Raw genomic sequence first — 23,504 nt, forward strand, 5'->3', positions numbered from 1 at the left:
TCCCCAAAAATGCGCAGCGCTCGAATTCTTCACTGCGTTTTAATAGACTATACCTCTCTTCCCTCTTTTATATAGTAAAGATTCTATGCGTCCATCCATCGCACGAGTGGCATTACCGGTCCCTCTAGACAAGCAGTTTGACTATGTCATTCCTGGGCACCTGTTTCCAGTGATTGGAGGGCGAGTTTCTGTTCCTTTCGGCCGACAAACCTTGGTTGGCGTTGTCACAGCGATGGTTAATCATTCAGACTTTCCTAAAGAACAACTAAAACCAATTAAAGCCGTCTTGGATGCCCAACCTGTTTGGCCAGAGAAACTTTATTCTTTATTAATGTGGTGTAGCCAATTTTATCAGTACCCTCTTGGGGACACTTTGCACAATGCGATGCCAGCCGCTCTGCGAAAGGGTAAGCCCGCGGATTTCGCCACATTACAAGAGTGGCAAATCACCGCATCGGGCAAAGACAAGTTAATGCAGGGACTTGGGCGTGCGGTCAAACAACAACGCGCTTTACAGATGTTGGTCAACGGTGCCGTCCCACACCAAGAGTTTATTGATACAGAGATAGGCTCTGCAGTACTTAAGTCTTTGGAAGAGAAAGGCTGGGTTGAACGCATAGAGAAAAAGCCAACGGTAACTAAGTGGAGCACGCAGGTTGAACGTGACGTCGAAAAACCAAAACTCAACCACGAGCAAGCGCTTGCTATTGCCAGCGTAAATAGCCAAACAGGTTTTGCCTGCTATTTATTAGAAGGTGTGACAGGCTCAGGTAAAACAGAAGTTTACTTGAACCTTATCAAGCCAGTTCTTGAGCAAGGCAAACAAGCTTTGGTTTTAGTACCCGAAATTGGCTTAACCCCGCAGACCATCAACCGCTTTAAACATCGATTCAATGTGCCTGTGGATGTCATCCACTCTGGGTTAAATGACACCGAGCGTCTTAATGCTTGGCTATCTGCACGAGATAAAGCAGCTGGTATTATTATTGGTACCCGCTCTGCCCTACTCACTCCCTTTGCGGATCTGGGCATCATTATTGTCGATGAAGAACACGACTCCTCTTATAAACAGCAAGATAGTTTGCGCTACCACGCCCGTGATGTCGCAGTCATGCGCGCGCACAAAGAGCAAGTACCTATTGTTCTTGGATCAGCGACCCCTGCTTTGGAAACGCTGCACAATGCGCTATCGGGCAAATACCACCACTTAACATTGACTCAGCGTGCTGGCTCCGCGGTACCCACCACTAACAAAGTACTCGATGTTAAAGGGCTTTATTTAGACAGTGGTTTATCCGCACCTCTGATTGCTGAAATGCGTAAACATCTTAAAGCAGGCAACCAAGTGATGTTGTTCCTAAACCGTCGCGGCTTCTCCCCTGCCTTGATGTGCCATGAGTGTGGTTGGATTGCAGAATGTAAGCGTTGCGATGCTTATTATACGTTCCATCAATACAGCAATGAGATTCGCTGCCATCACTGCGGCTCACAACAACCGGTAATTCATCAATGTCAGGGCTGTGGTTCTACTCAGCTAGTAACTGTTGGCGTGGGCACTGAACAGCTTGAACTGCAACTGGCAGATCTGTTCCCTGAATACAAAGCGATTCGTATTGATAGAGACAGCACTCGCCGTAAAGGCAGCTTGGAAGATGCGCTAGAGTCAATTCGTAAAGGTGAATACCAAATTCTGATAGGGACCCAGATGTTAGCGAAAGGCCACCACTTCCCTAATGTCACCCTTGTTGCACTATTGGATGTCGATGGCTCTCTATATAGCAGCGACTTCCGCGCCTCCGAAAGGCTCGCTCAGCTATTTATTCAGGTTGCGGGGCGTGCAGGGCGTGCAAGCAAACCCGGTGAAGTGATTCTTCAAACTCACCACCCTGAACACAGCCTACTGCAAGCCCTGCTTCAGAAAGACTATCGTCACTTTGCTATGACAGCGTTGGAAGAGCGTAAACTCGCCCAACTGCCACCGTATAGCTTCTTGACCTTATTTAAAGCAGAAGCGAACCAAAGCGAAGTGGTCGAAGACTTTTTACGTCAGGTGCGTTTTACCCTTGAATCACACCCATTGTTCGATGATAGCTGCATGGTATTGGGACCGACACCTTCACCACTGGCTAAGCGCGCTGGCAAATATCGATGGCAGCTTTTACTGCAAACTCAGCATCGCTCATTGATGCAAAAGTTATTAACCAGTGCAAAACCTGCTATTGAGTTGTTGCCAAATGCCAAGAAAGTTCGCTGGAATTTAGACATAGAGCCACAGGATCTCAGCTAGCAAACGTTTAACCATGTAATGAATTGCCTTTTAATGTGATGAAATTCACATTAGGATTGCAATTTTTGTTAAACAGACCGTAACTTTCCCTTTAGAAATGAATAGACTATTCAAATTAGTAAAGTCTAAAGTGGATCAGTCACATAGGCTTCAATTAGAACAATGACAAACGTCACCTTGGCGAATATTTTAAGAGGGTAAAAACTATGGCGACAATGAAGGATGTTGCCCAGCTTGCAGGGGTATCTACTGCGACGGTATCAAGAGCATTAATGAATCCAGAAAAAGTCTCTTCTTCAACAAGAAAGAGAGTGGAAGATGCCGTACTAGAAGCTGGTTATTCACCAAATTCATTAGCTCGTAACTTACGCAGAAATGAATCAAAAACCATTGTCACCATCGTACCTGACATTTGCGACCCGTACTTCTCAGAGATCATTCGTGGTATTGAAGATGCAGCAATGGAACACGGCTATCTTGTTCTATTGGGCGACAGCGGTCAGCAGAAAAAGCGTGAAAGCTCGTTTGTTAACTTAGTCTTTACTAAACAAGCAGATGGTATGCTTTTACTTGGTACAGATCTGCCGTTTGATGTCAGCAAGCCTGAACAGAAAAACCTGCCACCTATGGTGATGGCGTGTGAATTTGCTCCAGAGTTGGAACTGCCAACCGTTCATATCGATAACCTAACCTCAGCCTTTGAAGCAGTGAACTACCTTACTCAGTTAGGTCATAAGCGTATTGCTCAGATCTCTGGCCCAGACTCTGCTGCTCTGTGTCAGTTCCGCCACCAAGGTTACCAACAAGCACTGCGTCGAGCGGGTATTAATAAAGAGGAGCAATACACTGTTATTGCCGACTTCTCTTTTGACGGCGGAGTACAAGCCGTGCGTAAACTGCTTGAGCTTCCAGAGCCACCGACCGCTCTATTCTGTCACTGTGACACCATGGCAATTGGTGCTATTCAAGAAGCGAAGCGCCTAGGTCTGCGTATTCCTCAAGACCTGTCCGTAGTCGGCTTTGATGACATTCAGTTCGCTCAATATTGCGATCCACCGCTAACCACCATCTCTCAACCTCGTTATGAGATCGGTCGCCAAGCGATGTTGATGATGCTTGAGTTGCTTAAAGGTCACGACGTGCATTCTGGTTCTCGCCTACTCGAGACCAAACTTGTTGTGCGTGGCAGTGCAGCGCCACCGCCACTTCGATAAGAAAACTCTTCCGCAGCAACAACCGTTTCATTCTAAGCGACGCATTTAGCGTCGCTTTTTTATGCCTACTTTCCTGTACATAGCTAACAAGAATGTTCGAATAGGGTGTTTTCTCATTGCGTTCTGGATTAACATATTTGCCAGAATCCTTGATGACCTGAAGTAACCGTGGCAAATAGAGATTATGTAAGACGCGGACGCGGCGCTCCGAAAAAGTCTACAAAAAAACAACCTTCAAGAAAAAAACCTTGGCGTAGTGGTCTACTGGCAATATTGCTCGTGGGCGGTTTCGGCTATGGTCTGTATTTATTGAGCTCAGATCCAGAACCTGAGCAAACCGTTGTGGCAGAAAAGCCTGTAACGAATACCACCAGCAAACCAAAGCCGAAGAAAGACATTCCACCTCCACCAGAAGAAAAGTGGGAATACGTGGAATCTCTACCACAGCGTGAAGTAGAAGTCGTCGCTAAAGAAATTCAGGTATCCAAAGTACCTTATGTGATGCAGTGTGGTGCTTACAAAAACCAAAGTCAGGCAGAAGAGCGTAAGCTAGCTATCGCCTTCCAGGGCATGACGAGCCGAGTCATTAAGAAAGAAGGCAGCTCTTGGTATCGCGTTGTTCTTGGTCCATACAAGTTCAAACGAGATGCAGAAAAAGATCGTCACAAACTGCAACGCGCGAAGATCGAGCCATGTGCTATTTGGAAAGAGAATCTATAATTCTCACAGTTCGATAAAATACGGAGACCAACCGAGCGATCGGTTGGTCTTTTCTTTTAGCTAAAGGTCAGAAAAATGAGATTCCCTACTCGTTTAGCTTCACTGTAGGGAGTGACACAGGTAACACGCCACCAGCACGCCTTATCTCCCCCAACGCCATCGCTCTCATTCTTGTTCAAAAAGACAAAACACTCTGTCTATCATCGAAAAACAACTTCCCCTTGAATCCACAATTCATTTGCCCCATATACTTAATTAAATCCAAAGAGAAATAATTAAGAGGTCGACTGTGACTACCATTGTATCTGTACGTCGAAACAATAAAGTCGTCATCGCGGGTGATGGCCAAGTGTCGCTAGGCAATACCGTAATGAAAGGCAACGCGCGTAAAGTTCGCCGCCTATACAACAACCAAGTCCTTGCAGGCTTCGCTGGCGGTACAGCAGATGCCTTCACCTTATTCGAGCGCTTCGAAAGCAAGCTGCAAATGCACCAAGGCCATTTAACAAAGGCAGCTGTGGAGCTAGCAAAAGACTGGCGTAGCGACCGCGCACTTCGCAAACTAGAAGCCCTACTAGCAGTAGCAGATGAAACCGCTTCATTGATCATCACGGGTAACGGTGATGTGGTGCAGCCAGAAAACGATCTTATCGCTATTGGCTCTGGCGGCGCGTACGCACAAGCTGCAGCAACAGCCCTATTAGAAAACACAGACCTAGACGCGCGTGAAATTGCGGAAAAAGCATTGAACATTGCTGGCGACATCTGTGTATTCACCAACCATCACCACACTGTAGAAGAACTAGAATCTACAGTAGAGCTTCCTAAGCCAACCGCTTAAGAGCAATCGTAACGAAGTAAGGAAAGAATATGTCTGAAATGACTCCTCGCGAAATCGTTCATGAACTGAACCGCCACATTATTGGTCAAGACAAAGCAAAACGTTCGGTTGCGATTGCACTACGTAACCGTTGGCGTCGTATGCAGCTTGAAGAAAGCTTGCGTGTTGAAGTAACACCAAAGAACATTCTAATGATTGGTCCTACTGGTGTAGGTAAAACTGAGATCGCACGTCGTCTTGCTAAACTGGCAAATGCACCATTCATTAAAGTCGAAGCAACTAAATTCACTGAAGTGGGTTATGTAGGTAAAGAAGTGGAAACCATCATCCGCGATCTTACTGATGTTGCCGTGAAGATGACTCACCAACAAGCGATGGAAAAAGTAAAATTCCGCGCCGAAGAGCAAGCGGAGGAGCGTATTCTTGATGCTCTACTGCCGCCAGCTCGCGATGCTTGGGGTCAATCTGAGCAAAAAGAAGACACATCGAACACGCGTCAAATCTTCCGCAAGAAACTGCGTGAAGGCCAGCTAGATGACAAAGAAATCGAGATCGACGTAGCTGCACCGCAAATGGGTGTTGAGATCATGGCGCCTCCTGGTATGGAAGAAATGACCAACCAGTTACAAGGCATGTTCCAAAACCTAGCCGGTGACACCAAGAAGAAGCGTAAGCTGAAAATCAAAGACGCAATGAAAGCGTTGGCAGAAGAAGAAGCTGCGAAACTGGTTAACCAAGAAGAACTGAAAGAGTCTGCAATCTTCAACGTAGAGAACAACGGCATCGTATTCATCGACGAAATCGACAAGATTTGTAAGCGTGGTGAAAGCTCTGGTCCAGACGTATCTCGTGAAGGTGTTCAGCGTGACCTACTACCGCTAATCGAAGGTAGCACGGTATCAACGAAGCACGGTATGGTGAAAACTGACCACATCCTATTTGTGGCATCTGGCGCATTCCAAGTAGCGAAGCCTTCTGATCTGATCCCAGAACTACAAGGTCGTCTACCAATCCGTGTAGAACTTGAAGCGCTAAGCAGCAACGATTTTAAACGCATCCTAACCGAGCCAAAAGCATCTCTGACAGAGCAATACATTGCGCTGATGAAAACAGAGAACGTGGATGTAGAATTCACTGAAGACGGCATCACGCAAATCGCGGAAGCGGCATGGACGGTAAACGAAACCACTGAGAACATTGGTGCGCGTCGTCTACACACTGTGATGGAGCGTCTAATGGATGAGATTTCTTACGACGCGACTGAAAAAGCCGGTGAGAAATTCGTCATTAACGCGGCATACGTAAAAGACCGCCTAGGCGATACGATTGAAGATGAAGATCTAAGCCGCTTTATTCTTTAATAACGCTCTATAGAGTCCAAAGCCCAGAACGATGCTTCTGGGCTTTTTCGTTCAGAATAACGGTGACTTTAAGAGGTTCTAAACAAAAAGAGTTCGTCATCCTAACGAGCTCAAGCGAGACTATGGATCGAGTAGCAACGCACTCCAACTCTTCATCCTTCACTTCAACCCAGAGCACAAACGGACAGTAGATTCTGAATCACCTCGTCCCTCGTTGTTCAGAATGACAATTACTTTAGCAAGCTCTAAACAAAAAGAGTTCGTCATCCTAGCGAGCTCCAGCGAGACTAAGGATCTAATAACAACTCACTCCAACCCTTCATCCTTCACCTCAACTCACAGCACAAACGGACCGTAGATTCTGAATCACCTCGCCCCTCGTTGTTCATAATGACAATTACTTTAGCAAGCTCTAAACAAAAAGAATTCTTCATTCTAGTGAGCTCCAGCGAGACTAAGGATCTAGTAACAACGCACTCAAACTCTTCGTCTTTCACTTCAACCTAGAGCACAAACGGACAGTAGATTCTGAATCACCTCGTTCCTCGTTGTTCAGAATGACAATTACTTGAGCAAGCTCTAAACCCAAAGAGTTCGTCATCCTAGCGAGCTCAAGCGAGACTAAGGATCTAATAACAACGTGCGCCTTACCCTTCTCTTTCCCCCAAAGCGCCATTTTATTACCTCAAATATGGAAACTGTGTTCCTTCTCCGTAAGCCTTTGACTCTTAATTGAGTTGTTTCAGGTCAATAGCGTAATGGGCGCTTTGTGCTTATACTGGGCACATTGGTTACTAGCACGAAATATCCATGAAACAATCATTGCAGATCTGGCTTGAAGCCGCTCGCCCAAAAACATTACCCCTCGCACTGGTGTCTATTTTGACCGGTAGCGTACTCGCCTACTCTGCGGGTCACTTCTCGCTGACGATTGCCATTATGGCGTTTGTCACGGCAACCCTACTGCAAATTTTGTCGAACCTTGCGAACGACTACGGCGATGCAGTGCAAGGCACGGATAACGACAACCGTTTAGGCCCTCAGCGCGCAATGCAGTCTGGCGCGGTCACAGCGCAGCAAATGAAAGTCGCGATCATCTTCAACATTATTCTGACGGCAATTGCTGGCTTAACTCTGGTGTTTTATGCACTGAGCTCTTTTGAGAGCATCATTACCTTTATCGGCTTAGGCATACTTGCCATTATCGCGGCGATTGCTTACACCATGGGTAGCAAGCCTTACGGTTACGTCGGCTTAGGCGACCTGTCCGTTTTCATCTTCTTTGGTTTACTTGGTGTCTCTGGTACCTACTTCCTGCATACCGGTCATGTGGATGCGACATTGTTCTTACCTGCATTGGGCTGCGGTTTGTTAGCGGTAGCAGTGCTGAACATCAACAATATGCGTGACATCGAGAACGACAGCGAATGTGGTAAGCGCACCATGGCTGTTCGACTTGGCCAACGCAAAGCAAAGCAATACCACTTCATTTTACTTGGCGGTGCACTATTGGCTTTCGCGGCTTACCTGCTTATTCAAGACAAGCCAGTGTGGATTAGCCTGCCCTTCTTGATCAGCATTTACGTGGTGGCTCATCACGGTAAAGCGGTTTGGGATACCGAAAAGCCAGCACAAATCGCACCTATGATGCCTGTTGTTGTGAAATGCTCACTGGTCACTAACGTTTTATTTGCAACAATTGTGGTAGCTCAAACTCTGATGAGTTAAAAAAGGATTGTCATTGCATTGACTTAATGCCTAGATATACTCAAAGACAACAGTTTCTGTTTAGAAAGGTACGCTATGGAATACAATACCTCAGCACTCTGTGATATCTATCTTGATCAGGTAGATGTAGTTGAACCAATGTTCAGTAACTTTGGCGGCCGAGCGTCATTTGCCGGGCAAGTGACGACAGTTAAGTGCTTTGAAGACAACGCACTGATCCGCGAAACGTTAGAACAAGATGGTATCGGACGAGTATTGTTGATTGATGGTGGCGGTTCCCTACGCAGAGCCTTAATCGATGCAGAAATCGCAACGCTTGCAGAAGAAAACGAATGGGAAGGAATTGTCGTTTACGGTTGCGTCCGTGAAGTGGACGAGCTGGAAGACATGAATCTTGGCATTCAAGCACTCGCGTCTATCCCTGTTGGGGCAGCAAACCAAGGTATCGGTGAAATCGACGTACCAGTGAACTTCGGTGGCGTTAGCTTCCTACCTGAAGATTACATCTATGCAGACAGCACCGGCATCATTCTTTCTCCTGAGCCTCTAAATGTAGATTTAGAGCTCGATGAAGAAGACGAAGGTGAGGAAGGTTAAACTAACCTCACTCCTTTATTAGCAACGAGCCAGTCGCTAAAAACCCATCGCCAAATACGCAAACACCCGCCGAAGCGGGTGTTTTTGATTCTGGATACTTAAGTGGATTATTCCACTTCGTCCATCTTGCCAAGTAGTGCACGAATGCGCTCTTGCCACTGTGCGTGTTCTTGTTGAGCTTGCTGAGATTTTTGCTCTAGCTCTTCACGCTGAGAACGAAGCTCGTTTGCTTCTGTTTCAAGCTTCACTTTATCTTCTTTCAGCTCTTCGACTTCCATCTGAAGAAGAGTGATTGTGTCAACTGCAGTTTGAATTTTCGATTCTAGTTGTTCTAGTACTTCAAAAGACATCTTGGCCTACCTATTGTTATTCCGTTGGGACGATGCGCGAGCATTCGCTTGCACCTTACCTATGAGGTTCATTCTACTCAGCGTAGCGACGAGAAACACTTACTATATTCGATATTTTGCATCATTCGGTTAAAAAATCGGCGCAATCTCACTAAACGCTGACTTTTCTTATCATCGAAGCATTTTTGCGCAATGCATTTTCCCATCACTACCCCATAAACTCACCCAAGTATTGATCAAATTCAACTTAGTTAAAGTAAAAGCTCAGCAAAAAGGCAAACGTTTAACTGACGATGTGATAAAATCGCCGCGCAAATTATTCTTCCCTCTTGTTACTTGGAGACATCATGAAACGCGATTTAGCAATGGCATTTTCCCGTGTTACTGAAGGTGCCGCTTTGGCTGGTTACAAATGGCTTGGCCGTGGCGACAAAAACGCAGCGGACGGTGCTGCAGTTGAAGTGATGCGCACCCTGCTGAACAAAACAGACATCAGTGGTGAAATCGTTATTGGTGAAGGTGAAATCGATGATGCACCAATGCTGTACATCGGTGAGCAAGTGGGTATAGGTGGCGACGAAGTTGATATCGCTGTAGACCCAATCGAAGGCACACGCATGACCGCTATGGGCCAATCTAACGCCCTAGCAGTATTAGCTGCGGGTGAGAAAGGCAGCTTCCTTAAAGCACCAGACATGTACATGGAAAAACTGGTTGTTGGTCCAGGTGCAAAAGGCGTTATCGACCTAGGTAAGCCACTTAAAGAAAACCTAGAAAACGTAGCAAAAGCACTGAACAAGCCTCTTGATACGCTAGTCGTTATTACGCTTGCGAAGCCTCGTCACGATAAAGTGATCGCAGAGATGCAAGCAATGGGCGTTCGCGTATTCGCTGTGCCAGACGGTGATGTAGCTGCTTCAATCCTAACTTGTATGCCAGATAGCGAAGTAGACATGATGTACTGCATCGGCGGCGCACCAGAAGGCGTAGTATCTGCAGCAGTAATTCGCGCACTAGACGGTGACATGCATGGTCGTCTTCTTCCTCGTCATGAAGTAAAAGGCGATACGGAAGAAAACCGCATCTATGGCTCAGCTGAACTACAACGCTGTGAAGAGATGGGTGTAAAAGCGAATGTTGTATTGAAGATGGAAGACATGGCGCGCAGCGACAACGTAGTCTTCTCTGCAACGGGTATTACTAAAGGTGACCTACTAGAAGGCATCTCTCGCCAAGGCAATATCGCAACAACAGAAACCCTATTGATTCGCGGTCGCTGCCGTACTATTCGCCGCATCAAGTCTACGCACTACCTAGAGCGTAAAGACCCTGAAGTGCGCGATATCATTCTTTAAGCAGTATTCGAGGCTCCCACTCACTCTGAGTTGGAGCCTTTCTTTTCTGGTAAGTCATTTAAACTTCGTTTTTAATCGCGAGACTGAGAATCTAATTCCAGCAAGCTCTTAAGCTTTATTCCTCCTCCAGACCACAGAAACAAAGGATAATAGATTCTGAATCACACTCGTTCCTCGTTGTTCAGAATGACGACTACTTTAACAAGCTATAAACCAAAAGAGTTCGTCATCCTAGCAAGCTCAAGCGAGACTAAGGATCTAGTAGCAGCGCCCCCCAAACTCTTCCTCATTCACCTTAAATCACCGCACAAACGGACAATAGATTCTGAATCACACTCGTTCCTCGTTGTTCAGAATGACGATTACTTTAACAAGCTACAAACCAAAAGAGTTCGTCATCCTAGCGAGCTCAAGCGAGACTAAGGATCTAGTAACAGCGCCCCCAAACTCTTCTTCATTCACCTTAAATCACAGCACAAACGGATAATAGATTCTGAATCACACTCGTTCCTCGGTGTTCAGAATGACGATTACTTAAACAAGCCATAAACCAAAAGAGTTCGTCATCCTAGCGAGCTCAAGCGAGACTAAGGATCTAGTAACAGCGCCCCCAAACTCTTCTTCATTCACCTTAAATCACAGCACAAACGGACAATAGATTCTGCATCATGCCCGTTCCTCGATGTTCAGAATGACGATTACTTAAACAAGCTATAAACCAAAAGAGTTCGTCATCCTAGCGAGCTCAAGCGAGACTAAGGATCTAGTAACAGCGCCCCCAAACTCTCCCTCATTCACCTTAAATCACAGCACAAACGGACAATAGATTCTGAATCACACTCGTTCCTTGTTGTTTAGAATGACGACATATACCCAACAAATTCACACACAAATTAAGTCAACACTTTTCTTTACTAACCCTATCGCGCATAATATGTACTGACGTATAAATGGTGGGTATATGAAGACCGTAGATAGGATTTTGCAAATCGTTAAGCGTGATGGCTCTGTCACAGCGAAACAACTCTCTTCTGAACTGGGTATGACAACCATGGGTGCGCGTCAGCACTTACAAGGTTTGGAAGATGACGGCATCCTGTCGATTCATGATGTAAAAGTCAAAGTTGGTCGCCCAACCCGTCATTGGTCCCTTACGCAAAAAGGTCATGAGCAATTTGCTGATCGCCACGGCGAACTGACCATTCAGTTTATTGAAGCGGTAGAGCACATCTTCGGAAAAGACGGATTGGAGAAAGTCACATCTGAGCGTGAGAAACTCACCTTACAAAACTACCAACAGCATCTTGAGCAGTGTGACTCTCTAGAGAGCAAACTAAAGACATTGGTTACTCTGCGTGAACAAGAAGGCTACATGGCAGAATTAGAGAAAGATGAGCATGGGTTTATTCTCATCGAAAACCACTGCCCTATTTGCAAAGCCGCGACTCGCTGCCCAAGCTTGTGCCAATCTGAGCTCAACGTCTTCCAGTCACTTCTCGGCAGTGACACCAAAATAGAGCGAGCTGAGCACATCATCAGTGGCCAGCGTCGCTGCGTGTACCGCATTCAAGCCTAGTATTTCGACTCTCTTCCACTTTATTATGAATATACGCTCTTATTAATGAGACGATGCTGTCATTCCTTCTATCTCCGTTTCCGCATGGATTAAGCTTTTATTAATTAGGAGCAACGTCCAATGGATTTGGAGATAGCCATGCCAAGCACCCACAAACCACAAGTTTTGCCCTCATTCGATGAAATGGTAAAAATGGCAGAACGCGATCCCGAAGCCTTTGAGCAGTTTCGTCATAATATGGCAAAAGAGATGATAGAAGGTGCCTCAGAGCAGATGCAGCCAAGGTTATGGGCGCAACAAAGCCACATAGATAGAGTCATCCACAACTGCAAGAACCCCAACCACACCAATGTTGTGTTGATGAATGAACTACAAAAACAGGTGGTGAAATTTAGAGAGGCATTGCAGGGAGAAACTACCTCAACTAAAAAAGCCGATGTGGTTGAGTTGAGAGCGTTTAAAGGTAGGGATGATTTTTACTAAAACTCATTGGATAAATCGAGAAAGTCAGGATTCGTTTTTCTTACTAAATCTAACTTCCACTCTCGCTTCCATTGTTTCAGCTGCTTTTCTCGGTTTATGGCAGTTGCCATATCTTCGAACAACTCAAAATAAACGAGCTTGTGAACGTGATATTTCTTGGTAAAACCTTCAATGACTCCATTTTTATGCTGCCATATTCTTTGTGCTAGTTGGCTGGTAACACCAATATAGAGAACAGAGTTATTTTTTGAAGTTAAGATGTAAACGCAAGGTGTTTTGTCGATGGTTCATTCTCCTTAATGACTTGTTTTTAGTTTCCTATTGTGACCCGCCAGCAAAGTAAGCTTACTTCAAACTCGAAGTACTCGGTGAGTAGATTCTGAATCACGCTCGTCCCTCGCTGTTCAGAATGACAGTTAATTTAACTTACTATTAAATAAAAGAAACCCGTCATTCTAGCGAGCGCCAGCGAGACTAAGAATCTACGTCCAACGAGTCCAATATCCAAGGAGCTTATTTCGGCTCTGGGCCGTAGTCGTTCTGACCTGCAGTACCTTTCAAGAAACCACACTCAACCAGAATCCACAGGCCACAAATCAGAGAAATCGAAGCGATCATCATTTGCGGTGTCGATGGGTCTTGTGCTGCAGGATTCGTCATCGGCGTTGCAACTCGGCCAATGATCAATGGGATGTTTAACGCCAACCAGTAAATAGACTTATTACGGTCATGCCAGCGCTTAGTGGTGATCGCCAAATCTGGGATAAGAAGAATTAATAGGAAGATAGGCAGAAGAATATAAGAGAACGCAGGGAATAACTTACTGATGCCAGCACCAAAGCCCAAGATCATGATGTAGTAAATGATATTCCACATCCAGTAAGTTTTACGGCCTATACGACCTTGGAAAGAAAACAGTAATTCTTTAATCGACATCGAAACACTCAACATATTGAAAGTGCGACAACTCCTTGGCCGCACTAAGTAAATCTAGTGTGTCTAATTTACCACCTTCTGGAAGCAATCAATATCCATATCTCGAACATTAACGGTCAAACTGCGTACGTGACTCGCTTGTTCTTGCAGTACTACCATCAGTGCTCTTGATAATTCCCGCTTCTGTTCTGGGCTTCTTCCTGTTAGCAAATCAAAGTTGATATGAATAAAATCCACACTATCGCCCTCTTCCCCGACCAGCCAATTGTGGCAACGAAGTGCACGAGATTTGACGGACGCCAGCTCGAACAAACCACTATCTAAAGTCACTTTATGTAAGTCTTCTAATAGGCCTTGAACATTCACACGCTCATCGACCGAGTTGGAATATTCTAAAACTAAGTTTGGCATTTTGATTCCTTTCTTATTACGGCTAACTTTTAGCCCGTAGTAATACCAATCTAAGGCGCATTTTCCGAGGAATGAACTATCATTCTGTCTACGCGATCACCAATCGATTGCTTTTGACAAAATGGATATACCCAAGTGACCTCAAGATACAGGGTCCAGAGCGTTGTCATTGATTCCCTGTTTACCGAAAAAGCAAGCTAGGAAAACAACGCAGCATCGGTTCAATGACACGCTCCCGAAGGGCGAGCTGCCTTGGTCTGCATACTTTGTTAACAATTTTTAATTTAGAACCACTAGATCTTCAAATTGTTGCCTCGCCTGCAAACCAAGCCATTCTCGCTGAACCTAGCATCTCGAGGTTACTTGGGTATAGAACAAATGCAGCACCGATCAGATGAAGAAAGCCGAATAAGACATGACGCCAATCATGATCTGTTCACATTATTCTGTTATATTCCTACGTAGATTTTTTACATTAATAGACTATTTACATTAAAGATAAGGGAGATATTCCTATGCGTCGTCCTGTAGTGATGGGTAACTGGAAACTAAACGGTAGCAAAGCAATGGTAACTGAGCTACTAACAGGTATTAACGCTGAGCTTGAAGGCGTTGAAGGTGTAGACGTAGCAGTAGCTCCACCAGCTCTTTACATCGATCTAGCTGAGCGCGTAATCGCTGAAGGCGGTAACAAAGTTATCCTAGGTGCACAAAACACAGACCTAAACAACAGCGGTGCTTTCACTGGCGACATGTCTCCAGAAATGCTGAAAGACTTCGGTGCTTCTCACATCATCATCGGTCACTCAGAGCGTCGTGAATACCACAACGAATCTGACGAGTTCATCGCTAAGAAATTCAACTTCCTAAAAGAAAACGGTCTAACGCCTGTTTTCTGTATCGGTGAATCTGAAGCTCAAAACGAAGCTGGCGAAACTGAAGCAGTATGTGCACGTCAAATCAACGCAGTTATCGACACCTACGGTGTTGAAGCTCTAAACGGCGCAATCATCGCTTACGAACCAATCTGGGCTATCGGTACTGGTAAAGCAGCAACAGCTGAAGATGCACAACGCATCCACGCTTCTATCCGCGCACTAATCGCAGCGAAAGACGAAGCAGTTGCAGCACAAGTAATCATCCAATACGGCGGTTCTGTTAAGCCAGAAAACGCTGAAGCTTACTTCTCACAACCAGACATCGACGGTGCTCTAGTTGGCGGTGCTTCTCTAGACGCTAAGAGCTTCGTAGCTATCGCTAAAGCAGCGGCAGCAGCTAAAGCTTAATTTCGCTTTTTACTAAGAAGAAATAACAAAGGGATGCATCACGCATCCCTTTTTGTTTACTTACGATCTAGTGAGTCCTGTCATTCCGAGGAGCCTAAGCGACATCAGGAATCTACTCTCCGCACGCACCCAAATCAAACCAGAAAAACAACAGAATCCCGTCATTCCAAGGAGCCCAAGCGACATCAGGAATCTACTAACCGCACGCCCCAAATCAAACCTGCAAAACAACAGACATAACCTATAAGAATCCCGTCATTCCGAGGAGCCTAAGCGACATCAGGAGTCGACTCACCCCACGCCCCAACTCAAAGTACCCAAACAACAGACATACCCAAAAGACATCCGTCATTCCGAGGAGTCTAAGCGACATCAGGAATCTACTCACAACACGCGCTAAACTCAAAACAACGACAAACCACTTACATCAAACAAAGAACCCAATCGCACTTCCGATTATTCCTACTCAATTCCATCCAACCAACGAACTCTATTCACTTACCCTGCTCTCAAGATTTACTATTGACCTACGCTTGTTCAAGGAGGAGCAATCGACATGACAACACCAATATCAGACATCGCCAATGTGATTCACCATGGTGGGAAACATACCGTCACTGGCTCTTGTCATGAATTGAAACTACCACACGGCAGCATCTTGATCGATTGCGGACTCTTTCAAGGCAAAGACATCCATTTTGGTAATCGCAAGGCATCACTGGATATTGAATTTCCGGTTAAACACATCAAAGCATTAGTCCTGACTCATGCTCATATCGACCATATTGGACGCCTACCTTGGTTACTGGGTGCTGGATTTAAAGGCCCCATCTACTGCACCAAAGCAACAGCCGAACTGGTACCGCTCATGTTAGAAGATGGATTAAAGCTGCAACTGGGTTTGAACTTCCATCAGCGTCAGCAAGTCCTCAATGTCATTAAAAAACAGCTAAGACTCCATGACTACCAACAATGGCTGCCACTTGGCAAACAATGTTACCTACGCTTTCAACCAGCAGGGCACATTCTTGGTTCCGCTTACGTGGAATTCAAACTCCCCAATCATGAAATCATCATGTTTTCCGGCGATCTAGGTCCGTCCAATACCCCGCTCTTACCCGATCCAAAGCCGCCAAAGCGTGCCGACTATCTGTTCATCGAGTCCACATACGGCAACAAAGAGCATGAAGACATTGCAACTCGAACTGAGCGCTTGAACGCCATTATCGATCACGCATTGCAAGACGGTGGTGTAATTCTGATCCCAGCTTTCAGCGTAGGGCGTACGCAGGAACTGTTATTCGATATTGAACAACTGATTCATCAACGCGACTTGTCGTCTTCTTTGCCAATTATCCTAGACTCACCACTTGCGAAAAGAGTCACGAAGACCTATCGCCGTTTCAAAAAACTGTGGGGAAAAGAAGCGAAGCAAAAGCTCAACAATCATCGTCATCCCCTCGCTTTTGAACAATGCATTACTGTAGAAAACCATCGAGAACATCAAGCATTAGTGAATCGACTAGCCTCCACTGACGAGCCTGCGATTGTCGTCGCGGCATCCGGTATGTGCGAAGGAGGAAGAGTCGTCAATTACTTAAAAGCACTCTTGCCAGACGAAAGAAATGATGTGTTGTTTGCGGGCTATCAAGCACAAGGAACCTTGGGTCGAGAAATCCAATCAGGCAGCCACACGGTGGATATCGATAATCAACCAATCGAAGCCAACGCGCAGATCCATACCATCTCTGGTTATTCTGCACATGCAGACCAAAGCGATTTATTGAAGTTTGTTACTGGTATTCCAGCACAACCAAAAGCCGTGCATTTGATACATGGAGAGAAAGAAGCAAAAAAAGAGTTAGGAAAAAGGATTGAAGCGGAAGGAGTTGAAGTGGTTTATTAATTGAAACTTTTTAGGAGCTTTAATAAGAGCAAAGAAAGAAGGTCCTAGCAAACTAGGACCTTCCGGGATATTGATTAGTCGCTACCAAACAAGTCGCGCGTGTAAACTTTACCCGCTACGTCTGCTAACTCTTCCACCATGCGGTTAGAAACAATCACATCTGCACTTTGTTTGAATTCATTCAAGTCTTTAATTACTCTAGAATTAAAGAAATCTTTTTCTTTTAATACAGGTTCGTAAACCACAACTTCAACACCTTTTGCCTTGATGCGCTTCATGATGCCTTGAATAGAAGAAGCACGGAAGTTATCCGATCCCGCTTTCATGATAAGGCGGTAGATACCGACAACTTTTGGCTCTCGCTTGAGGATTGATTCTGCCACAAAGTCTTTACGAGTACGGTTTGCATCCACAATCGCACCGATGATATTGTTTGGCACTTCTTGGTAGTTAGCAAGTAGTTGCTTAGTATCCTTAGGAAGACAGTAGCCACCGTAACCAAATGATGGGTTGTTATAATGATTACCGATACGAGGATCTAAGCCAACACCTTCAATGATCTGACGAGCATCCAAGCCATGTGCTTCTGCATAAGAATCCAGCTCATTAAAGTATGCTACACGCATAGCAAGGTAAGTGTTCGAGAACAGTTTAACCGCTTCCGCCTCTGTAGAGTCAGTAAAGAGAACTTGAATGTCCTCTTTTACAGCACCTTCAACCAACAAACCTGCAAACATTTCTGCACGCTCGCTACGCTCACCTACAATAATACGAGATGGATGCAGGTTATCGTGAAGCGCTTTACCCTCTCGCAAGAACTCAGGAGAGAAGATGACATTCTCACAACCCAATTCTTCTTTAATGCGTGCGGTATAACCCACTGGTACGGTAGACTTAATTACCATTACAGCTTCTGGGTTAATCGCCATCACATCTTTAATCACCGCCTCAACAGAAGAAGTATTAAAGTAGTTGGTTTGCGGGTCGTAATCTGTAGGTGTTGCAATCACAACATATTCCGCACCTAGGTATGCTTGTTCTTTATCTAAGGTAGCAACAAAGTTTAGTGTTTTCGTCGCAAGAAAATGTTCAATTTCAGCATCCACAATTGGTGATTGCTTATTGTTTAACATTGCTACTTTTTCTTCGATGATGTCTACTGCAACCACTTCATGGTTTTGTGCCAATAACATAGCGTTAGAAAGCCCAACATAGCCGGTCCCAGCAACTGCGATTTTCATGGGATAATCCTTAAATATAATTTTAAGGAAGAATAACAAAACAGAGCAGCTAGCGCTATCTATCGCTATGACCCTTATTAACATTGGCGATGTTCAGCAAAGCTTTTGTAGAGATTATCGCTTTTTCCATTAATGAACTTGAGCTAAAATTGGACGAATATACACAATAACCGTTGGCTCAATCATGCTTCTTGAACTTAGTTTTATCTTTTTCTCTTCTTTTGCCACGCTATTTCTCATGCGAAAAGTAGCAAAGCAGATTGGCTTAGTTGACAAACCCAACGCTCGGAAACTTCACAACGGCGCTATCCCTTTAGTTGGCGGTATATCCATTTGCCTCGTCCTTGCACAATACCTAGTTTTAAAACCAGAAACCATCGAACATAGTTGGCTTTATCTACTTAGCATATGTGTACTAACAGTTGTCGGTGCAGTTGATGATAAGATCGACCTAAGCTTTAAAGTTCGAATGGGCATTCAGGCTGCTTTATCTATAGTAATGATGGAAATAGCAGGTATTGAACTGCATAGCCTAGGGAACATGTTTGGCTTCGGTGAAATCAGTTTAGGTTGGCTAGGGAGCATAATCACAATTGTCGCTGTAATTGGTGCTATCAATGCCTTTAATATGGTGGATGGTATCGACGGCTTGTTAGGTGGTCTTTCTATTGTAACATTCGGTGCGCTAGCATTTTTATTACAAGTTGATAGCCAACATGGCTTAGCTTATCTATGTGTGGTCATCATTGTGGCCCTGCTTCCTTATATCTTTATGAACCTTGGGATACTAGGGAGAGAGCGAAAAGTATTTATGGGTGATGCCGGGAGTATGATGATTGGCTTCACTGTAATCTGGTTGCTACTAGGCGTTAGTCAAACAGGAAATTCCGAGCCATTAATGCGCCCAGTCACGGCTCTTTGGCTTATTGCGGTACCATTGATGGATATGGCAGCAATAATGATTCGCCGCATTCGTAGAGGCGATTCTCCATTCAAACCTGATCGTGAACATCTTCATCACATATTTCAACGCCTAGGAGTTGGACCGAAACAAACTCTTGTAGCAATATGTTTTATTGCAAGTCTTTATGCTGGTTTCGGCATTTATGGTGAGGCTACGAATATTTCAGAAGTAACGATGTTCGTATTATTCATTTCGTGCTTTGTAATTTACTCAATCATCTTGGCGTACATTTGGAAAATTACTAGCTATATCAGAAGTTGGGTAAAGGCGAGAAAAGCGGTAAAAGCTTAAAAAAATCCAGAAGGGGGGCCCCCTTCTGGACTTTTTTATTTTTTCAAAACTCCTATAACTCTCTCATCTTCGACAACGATGAGAGACGTTATCTTTTTATTTTCCATCACTTCATAGGCACTTTGAGTACTCGCAGAGCCAGAAATTTTTGCGGGATTTAAGGTTAGAATGTCTCGAGCCTTTAAATCAAAAACTTGCTTACCGTTAGCATTCATTGCTTTTCGAACGTCGCCATCCGTAATGATAGCTAAACCCTGCTCAACTTCAACTAACACCAACCCTAACTTTCCATCAGAAATTGCGTGCACAACAGAAGTAAAGTCAGCACTTTCTTTGACTAATGGAAACTCGGAGACCATTTCATCGCTAACTTTGGATAAAAGGCGCCTTCCTAAACTCCCTCCAGGATGAAATCGGGCAAAGTTTTCTGGAAGAAATTCTCTAGATTCCATTAACGCGACAGTCAATGCATCTCCCATAACCAACGTAGCAGTGGTTGAGGACGTTGGAGCTAATTGATGAGGGCAAGCTTCTTTAGGAATGGCTATATCCAAATGACAATGTGCGTTTTTTGCTAATGTTGATCCACTTTTGCCGGTAAGCGCTATAACATAGTTCCCATTATCTCTTAGAAATGGAAGTAGCTTTAGCACCTCATCCGTTTCACCTGAGTTAGATATTGCAATAAAGACATCTTCAGGTTTGACCATCCCTAAATCACCGTGAAAAGCTTCACCTGGATGCATAAAGAAACTAGGCGTACCTGTGCTTGCGAAAGATGCAGCAATTTTTTTTCCAACAATACCAGATTTACCCATACCACAAATAATAGTACGACCACGAGCAGTGAGAATAGCATTTACCGCCTGAGTAAAACTACTATCGATGTGAGCACCCATATAAATAAGCCCATCTACTTCTGTCTGAATTACGTCCTTAGCAATTTTTATGATGTCCATTAAGCCTTTTCCATTCTATTTTTGATAGTTAAATAGTCATCCCAAGTGTCTACTCCATGAGCAAGCTCTCCCTCGAAATAACAAGCACCAATTGCCATGCCATTTGAAAGAGCTCTTAACTGCTCGAGCTTCTCATAAGCCTCTAGAGGCGCTTCTTCGAATGAACAAAATGCGTCTAGAGCACCCACCGTATAAGCATAAATTCCGACATGACGAAAAGCTAACGAAAGATCCGAAGGAAGTTCCCTGTTGTATGGAGAGTTTGAGCGAGTAAAATAAAGAGCTCGATGATTTAATCCCATGACGGCTTTAACAACATTGGGGTTATTGAAGTCATCACTATGGACAATAGGCACAACAGCTGTTGTTATTTCGAATTCTGTATGTTTAAGTGTGAATAGCGATAGTTGACGAATCAACTCAGGGTCAACCAGTGGTTCATCGCCTTGAATATTGATGACAATATCTTGCTTGTTCCAACCTTGTGAGGTCGCTACCTCAAAAATTCGATCAGTTCCACTGTCATGCTCACACGACGTCATTACGACTGGGATGTTCAAATCTGAGGCTTTCTCAAATATTCGAGTATCATCGGTCGCTAACATGATATCTCGAGAGTCAAAACCAGCTTCAAGGCAGCGCTGAAAGACGTGCCAAAATATTGGCTTATCATTTATTTCGAGTAATGGCTTACCAATAAGTCTAGACGAGCCATACCGAGCAGGAATAACTATTTTAACTGTATTCAAAATATGCTCTTTTATCATATACGAATAATGGATTTACTAGAATTGTGATTATTAGAACCTTGTTTCAATTTTAGGGTGCTTGTTCACAACCTCATCGATTTCTAAAAGTGTTTCTAACAACTCTTCCATGTGCTTTAATGCAAGCATATTCGGGCCATCGCATAAGGCACGATCTGGATCTGGATGAGTTTCCATAAACAAGCCGTCAATACCAACAGCTACAGCTGCTCGAGCAATAGCTGGAACGTGAAAACGGTTCCCTCCAGTTGAGCCGTTGAGTGTGCCAGGCATCTGAACACTATGAGTAGCATCCATAACTACCTTGCAACCAGTCTCTTTCATTATAGTTAGGCCTGGCATGTAGTTAATTAGCTGTCCAAAGCCAAAGCTCGTACCACGATCACATAACCAAATGTCATCGTTACCGACAGCACGGCATTTTTCCACTACTGGAGCCATATCCGATGGATGCATCCACTGTCCTTTTTTTACGTTCACGGGTTTACCAAAAGAGGCAACTCTTTGAATAAAGCTCGTTTGACGAACGAGAAAAGCCGGTGTTTGTAAAACATCGACGACTGATGCAACTTCATCTAGAGGAGTATCCTCATGAACATCAGTCAAAACCTTCACACCTAATTGATCCTTTGCTTTCTGAAGAATTTTTAGACCTTCATCAATACCAGGACCAGTAAAAGCGTTTACTGATGAACGGTTCGCTTTAGTAAATGAAGATTTAGCAATATATTCAATACCCAGCTTATCTGTTATTTCTTTTAAGGAGGCAAAAGTATCTAAAACTAGACTTTCGGACTCGATGACACATGGACCTGCGATTAGAAACATCTATTTAATTCCTAGTTAATTTATTAATGATTTTTTCTATTTGAGATTTAGAAAATGAATTTCCTGCACCTTGTATTGAGTATACATACTTCAAATAATCTACATAATGATATCGTCTATCTATATCTACAGTTGTATTTAATTGGCTTTTAATATCTGAGGCTAAGTCCTTTCCATTTGAATGGAATGCGACTCCCGGAAAGTCATAGATAGACCGACCAAGAGTGATGACCGGTGTAGATGTAGATAAAACTTGCAATAGTGCACTAGAGTTGACAGAAATCACTAGTGAAACATTTGTTAAAAACTCAGTTTTGATAGCTACATCAGTAAGCTTTGAAAAATTCGAAAAATTATATTCTTGCTGGTCGTTAGGGTGCTTTTTGAATACTAACTCATATTTATTACATAGACCCGCATCATAAAATGCAGTTTCAATAATATTAATGACCTCTTGATTAGACGAGAAATCACTGTGGATAAGCAACTGAGTATCAAGTTCTAGTTGCAAAGGAACAAAAACCAGTTTCTTTGTATTGCCAAATACCACGTCACCATCCGATGGTGTTTTTTTTGAAAGTAAAGGATTTATTCGATGGAAATAAAATCTTTTTACATACTCACTGAATGTATGACGCTTGTGAACAACTCTTGCCTCTGTCCCTAAAAACTGCCCGACTTTTGAAAAAATCAAATATCTAAAAAAGTTAATATATGAGTACCATGAGTCATGAGAACTAGTAACAACATCGTTTTTAATATAACGTTTAAGGTCTTCACCTTTATCAAGAAATTTTTGATAGTCATTTTTTACATTAGAGTAAGCATTCACACCAAAAGAATCGACTACTGTAGTGTGAGGTCGAAACAAGCCTTGCTCCGTAACCAAATAGTTGATTGAAAGCTCGCGACACACAAAAACAGCGATAGCATGTTGCCATCTTAAATCATTATGAAGTAAAACGACCTTGATACCATTGTCGACAGCAAATTGCTTTAGAAACACATAGAACTTAGCCATGTATTCTAACTCATCATCTGTCAATTCGCGCTTCTCAACTTTTCTTACGAGCGCAGAAAAATGACTATCCATTGACTTAACTACGTCAAGATCAGTTTGAGAAATGATGATGCTCTTAGACTGAAGTTGTCTTTCAATATAGTAAAACTCAAACCCTGGTAAATAATGTTTTAATCCAAAAGAGCTGAGTAAAGCAAATTTCTTACCTTGGTATTCATCAGCTATGCGAGCATGCAATGTAGAGTACATCGGATCAAGTGAGAGCACGTTACCTATTTGTTTATTTTCTTTCATCAGAACTCACGCTACAAGTTTTCTGTCAAAAAGTAGTACAAACTAACAATGTTAGATTTTATACTTCCCTATATGTCCCAGAATAAGT

21 protein-coding genes and 1 pseudogene are annotated in these 23,504 nt (G+C 43.9%); 13 read left to right on the top strand and 9 right to left on the bottom strand.

All coding sequences use genetic code 11. The features are described from left to right. Window positions 1–85 precede the first annotated feature (85 nt). The 7 genes and pseudogenes from priA (at window position 86) to rraA (ending at window position 8,748) form a co-directional block, all read left to right on the top strand. A complete protein-coding gene (priA, locus tag QTO06_RS07155; RefSeq protein ID WP_038893882.1) occupies window positions 86–2,287 on the top strand; it encodes a primosomal protein N' in 2,202 nt (733 codons plus the stop codon). A gap of 203 nt (window positions 2,288–2,490) precedes the next feature. Next, window positions 2,491–3,501: pseudogene (cytR, locus tag QTO06_RS07160) on the top strand (DNA-binding transcriptional regulator CytR); the annotation flags it as partial. A gap of 168 nt (window positions 3,502–3,669) precedes the next feature. Continuing rightward, the gene (locus tag QTO06_RS07165; RefSeq protein ID WP_331407291.1) at window positions 3,670–4,221 is read left to right on the top strand and encodes an SPOR domain-containing protein; all 552 of its coding nucleotides are present in this window, start codon (window positions 3,670–3,672) and stop codon (window positions 4,219–4,221) included. 289 nt (window positions 4,222–4,510) lie between these two features. After that, window positions 4,511–5,062, top strand: coding sequence for an ATP-dependent protease subunit HslV (hslV, locus tag QTO06_RS07170; RefSeq protein ID WP_005435051.1), 552 nt, complete (start codon window positions 4,511–4,513; stop codon window positions 5,060–5,062). Window positions 5,063–5,091: 29 nt separating this feature from the next. Continuing rightward, window positions 5,092–6,423, top strand: a complete 1,332-nt coding sequence (hslU, locus tag QTO06_RS07175; RefSeq protein ID WP_270050218.1) for an HslU--HslV peptidase ATPase subunit — start codon at window positions 5,092–5,094, stop codon at window positions 6,421–6,423. 810 nt (window positions 6,424–7,233) lie between these two features. Further along, window positions 7,234–8,151, top strand: coding sequence for a 1,4-dihydroxy-2-naphthoate polyprenyltransferase (locus QTO06_RS07180; RefSeq protein WP_005435047.1), 918 nt, complete (start codon window positions 7,234–7,236; stop codon window positions 8,149–8,151). Window positions 8,152–8,226: 75 nt separating this feature from the next. Then, window positions 8,227–8,748 carry a ribonuclease E activity regulator RraA gene (gene rraA, locus QTO06_RS07185; RefSeq protein ID WP_039841359.1) on the top strand — a complete coding sequence of 174 codons (522 nt, stop codon included), beginning with the start codon at window positions 8,227–8,229 and terminating at the stop codon, window positions 8,746–8,748. A 107-nt stretch (window positions 8,749–8,855) separates the two neighbouring features. Here rraA and zapB read toward each other — a convergent pair whose 3' ends face one another. Then, window positions 8,856–9,098, bottom strand: coding sequence for a cell division protein ZapB (gene zapB, locus QTO06_RS07190; protein ID WP_005428165.1), 243 nt, complete (start codon window positions 9,096–9,098; stop codon window positions 8,856–8,858). 347 nt (window positions 9,099–9,445) lie between these two features. Between zapB and glpX the strand changes: the two genes are divergently transcribed. The 3 genes from glpX to QTO06_RS07205 all read left to right on the top strand — a co-directional run bounded on the left by glpX (window position 9,446) and on the right by QTO06_RS07205 (window position 12,512). Continuing rightward, window positions 9,446–10,453: a class II fructose-bisphosphatase gene (gene glpX / locus QTO06_RS07195; RefSeq protein ID WP_039984690.1), complete on the top strand. Its 1,008-nt coding sequence runs from the start codon at window positions 9,446–9,448 to the stop codon at window positions 10,451–10,453. A gap of 961 nt (window positions 10,454–11,414) precedes the next feature. Continuing rightward, window positions 11,415–12,029 carry a helix-turn-helix transcriptional regulator gene (locus QTO06_RS07200; protein WP_331407292.1) on the top strand — a complete coding sequence of 205 codons (615 nt, stop codon included), beginning with the start codon at window positions 11,415–11,417 and terminating at the stop codon, window positions 12,027–12,029. Window positions 12,030–12,149: 120 nt separating this feature from the next. After that, a complete protein-coding gene (locus QTO06_RS07205) occupies window positions 12,150–12,512 on the top strand; it encodes a DUF3135 domain-containing protein (RefSeq protein ID WP_331407293.1) in 363 nt (120 codons plus the stop codon). Here QTO06_RS07205 and QTO06_RS07210 read toward each other — a convergent pair. From QTO06_RS07210 to QTO06_RS07220, 3 genes are all read right to left on the bottom strand, one after another. Next, window positions 12,509–12,796: a GIY-YIG nuclease family protein gene (locus QTO06_RS07210; RefSeq protein WP_331407313.1), complete on the bottom strand. Its 288-nt coding sequence runs from the start codon at window positions 12,794–12,796 to the stop codon at window positions 12,509–12,511. The genes QTO06_RS07205 and QTO06_RS07210 overlap by 4 nt on opposite strands. A 229-nt stretch (window positions 12,797–13,025) precedes the next feature. Then, window positions 13,026–13,448 carry a DUF805 domain-containing protein gene (locus tag QTO06_RS07215; protein WP_045370165.1) on the bottom strand — a complete coding sequence of 141 codons (423 nt, stop codon included), beginning with the start codon at window positions 13,446–13,448 and terminating at the stop codon, window positions 13,026–13,028. A 63-nt stretch (window positions 13,449–13,511) separates the two neighbouring features. Beyond that, complete coding sequence (locus QTO06_RS07220; RefSeq protein WP_005528522.1) at window positions 13,512–13,859, bottom strand: 5-carboxymethyl-2-hydroxymuconate Delta-isomerase; 348 nt, start codon at window positions 13,857–13,859, stop codon at window positions 13,512–13,514. Between the two features lie 515 nt (window positions 13,860–14,374). Here QTO06_RS07220 and tpiA point away from each other — a divergent pair. Continuing rightward, window positions 14,375–15,145: a triose-phosphate isomerase gene (gene tpiA / locus QTO06_RS07225; RefSeq protein WP_005428123.1), complete on the top strand. Its 771-nt coding sequence runs from the start codon at window positions 14,375–14,377 to the stop codon at window positions 15,143–15,145. 556 nt (window positions 15,146–15,701) lie between these two features. Further along, window positions 15,702–17,051, top strand: coding sequence for an MBL fold metallo-hydrolase (locus tag QTO06_RS07230; protein WP_331407294.1), 1,350 nt, complete (start codon window positions 15,702–15,704; stop codon window positions 17,049–17,051). A 74-nt stretch (window positions 17,052–17,125) separates the two neighbouring features. Here the strand turns inward: QTO06_RS07230 and QTO06_RS07235 are convergent, their stop codons facing one another. Next, on the bottom strand, window positions 17,126–18,292 hold the full coding sequence (locus QTO06_RS07235) for a nucleotide sugar dehydrogenase (RefSeq protein ID WP_331407295.1): 1,167 nt from the start codon (window positions 18,290–18,292) through the stop codon (window positions 17,126–17,128). A 184-nt stretch (window positions 18,293–18,476) separates the two neighbouring features. On the opposite strand from QTO06_RS07235, the gene wecA reads away from it, so the two are divergent. Next, entirely contained in the window at window positions 18,477–19,547 is a 1,071-nt protein-coding gene (gene wecA / locus QTO06_RS07240) for a UDP-N-acetylglucosamine--undecaprenyl-phosphate N-acetylglucosaminephosphotransferase (RefSeq protein ID WP_331407296.1), read from the top strand. Between the two features lie 35 nt (window positions 19,548–19,582). Here wecA and QTO06_RS07245 read toward each other — a convergent pair whose 3' ends face one another. The 4 genes from QTO06_RS07245 to QTO06_RS07260 are packed head-to-tail and all read right to left on the bottom strand — an operon-like array spanning window position 19,583 to window position 23,416. Then, window positions 19,583–20,506 (bottom strand): KpsF/GutQ family sugar-phosphate isomerase, encoded by a 924-nt coding sequence (locus QTO06_RS07245; protein WP_331407297.1) that lies wholly within the window; start codon window positions 20,504–20,506, stop codon window positions 19,583–19,585. Continuing rightward, window positions 20,506–21,255, bottom strand: coding sequence for a 3-deoxy-manno-octulosonate cytidylyltransferase (gene kdsB / locus QTO06_RS07250; RefSeq protein WP_331407298.1), 750 nt, complete (start codon window positions 21,253–21,255; stop codon window positions 20,506–20,508). Before kdsB ends, QTO06_RS07245 begins: the two co-directional genes overlap by 1 nt. A gap of 51 nt (window positions 21,256–21,306) precedes the next feature. Then, the gene (gene kdsA, locus QTO06_RS07255; protein ID WP_331407299.1) at window positions 21,307–22,101 is read right to left on the bottom strand and encodes a 3-deoxy-8-phosphooctulonate synthase; all 795 of its coding nucleotides are present in this window, start codon (window positions 22,099–22,101) and stop codon (window positions 21,307–21,309) included. 4 nt (window positions 22,102–22,105) lie between these two features. After that, entirely contained in the window at window positions 22,106–23,416 is a 1,311-nt protein-coding gene (locus tag QTO06_RS07260; RefSeq protein WP_331407300.1) for a capsular polysaccharide export protein, LipB/KpsS family, read from the bottom strand. Between the last annotated feature and the right edge of the window lie 88 nt (window positions 23,417–23,504).

It is taken from the genome of Vibrio sp. M260121, assembly GCF_036533715.1.
Classification (GTDB): Bacteria; Pseudomonadota; Gammaproteobacteria; order Enterobacterales; family Vibrionaceae; genus Vibrio.

Bases quoted from the DNA above. Each gene is read 5' to 3' on its own strand.
- QTO06_RS07235 (WP_331407295.1), bottom strand. From the start codon at position 18,292: ATGAAAATCGCAGTTGCTGGGACCGGCTATGTTGGGCTTTCTAACGCT.
- tpiA (WP_005428123.1), top strand. From the start codon at position 14,375: ATGCGTCGTCCTGTAGTGATGGGTAACTGGAAACTAAACGGTAGCAAA.
- zapB (WP_005428165.1), bottom strand. From the start codon at position 9,098: ATGTCTTTTGAAGTACTAGAACAACTAGAATCGAAAATTCAAACTGCA.
- glpX (WP_039984690.1), top strand. From the start codon at position 9,446: ATGAAACGCGATTTAGCAATGGCATTTTCCCGTGTTACTGAAGGTGCC.
- kdsA (WP_331407299.1), bottom strand. From the start codon at position 22,101: ATGTTTCTAATCGCAGGTCCATGTGTCATCGAGTCCGAAAGTCTAGTT.
- QTO06_RS07230 (WP_331407294.1), top strand. From the start codon at position 15,702: ATGACAACACCAATATCAGACATCGCCAATGTGATTCACCATGGTGGG.
- QTO06_RS07205 (WP_331407293.1), top strand. From the start codon at position 12,150: ATGGATTTGGAGATAGCCATGCCAAGCACCCACAAACCACAAGTTTTG.
- priA (WP_038893882.1), top strand. From the start codon at position 86: ATGCGTCCATCCATCGCACGAGTGGCATTACCGGTCCCTCTAGACAAG.
- rraA (WP_039841359.1), top strand. From the start codon at position 8,227: ATGGAATACAATACCTCAGCACTCTGTGATATCTATCTTGATCAGGTA.
- QTO06_RS07220 (WP_005528522.1), bottom strand. From the start codon at position 13,859: ATGCCAAACTTAGTTTTAGAATATTCCAACTCGGTCGATGAGCGTGTG.
- QTO06_RS07180 (WP_005435047.1), top strand. From the start codon at position 7,234: ATGAAACAATCATTGCAGATCTGGCTTGAAGCCGCTCGCCCAAAAACA.
- QTO06_RS07200 (WP_331407292.1), top strand. From the start codon at position 11,415: ATGAAGACCGTAGATAGGATTTTGCAAATCGTTAAGCGTGATGGCTCT.
- QTO06_RS07260 (WP_331407300.1), bottom strand. From the start codon at position 23,416: ATGAAAGAAAATAAACAAATAGGTAACGTGCTCTCACTTGATCCGATG.
- QTO06_RS07215 (WP_045370165.1), bottom strand. From the start codon at position 13,448: ATGTCGATTAAAGAATTACTGTTTTCTTTCCAAGGTCGTATAGGCCGT.
- wecA (WP_331407296.1), top strand. From the start codon at position 18,477: ATGCTTCTTGAACTTAGTTTTATCTTTTTCTCTTCTTTTGCCACGCTA.
- hslU (WP_270050218.1), top strand. From the start codon at position 5,092: ATGTCTGAAATGACTCCTCGCGAAATCGTTCATGAACTGAACCGCCAC.
- QTO06_RS07245 (WP_331407297.1), bottom strand. From the start codon at position 20,506: ATGGACATCATAAAAATTGCTAAGGACGTAATTCAGACAGAAGTAGAT.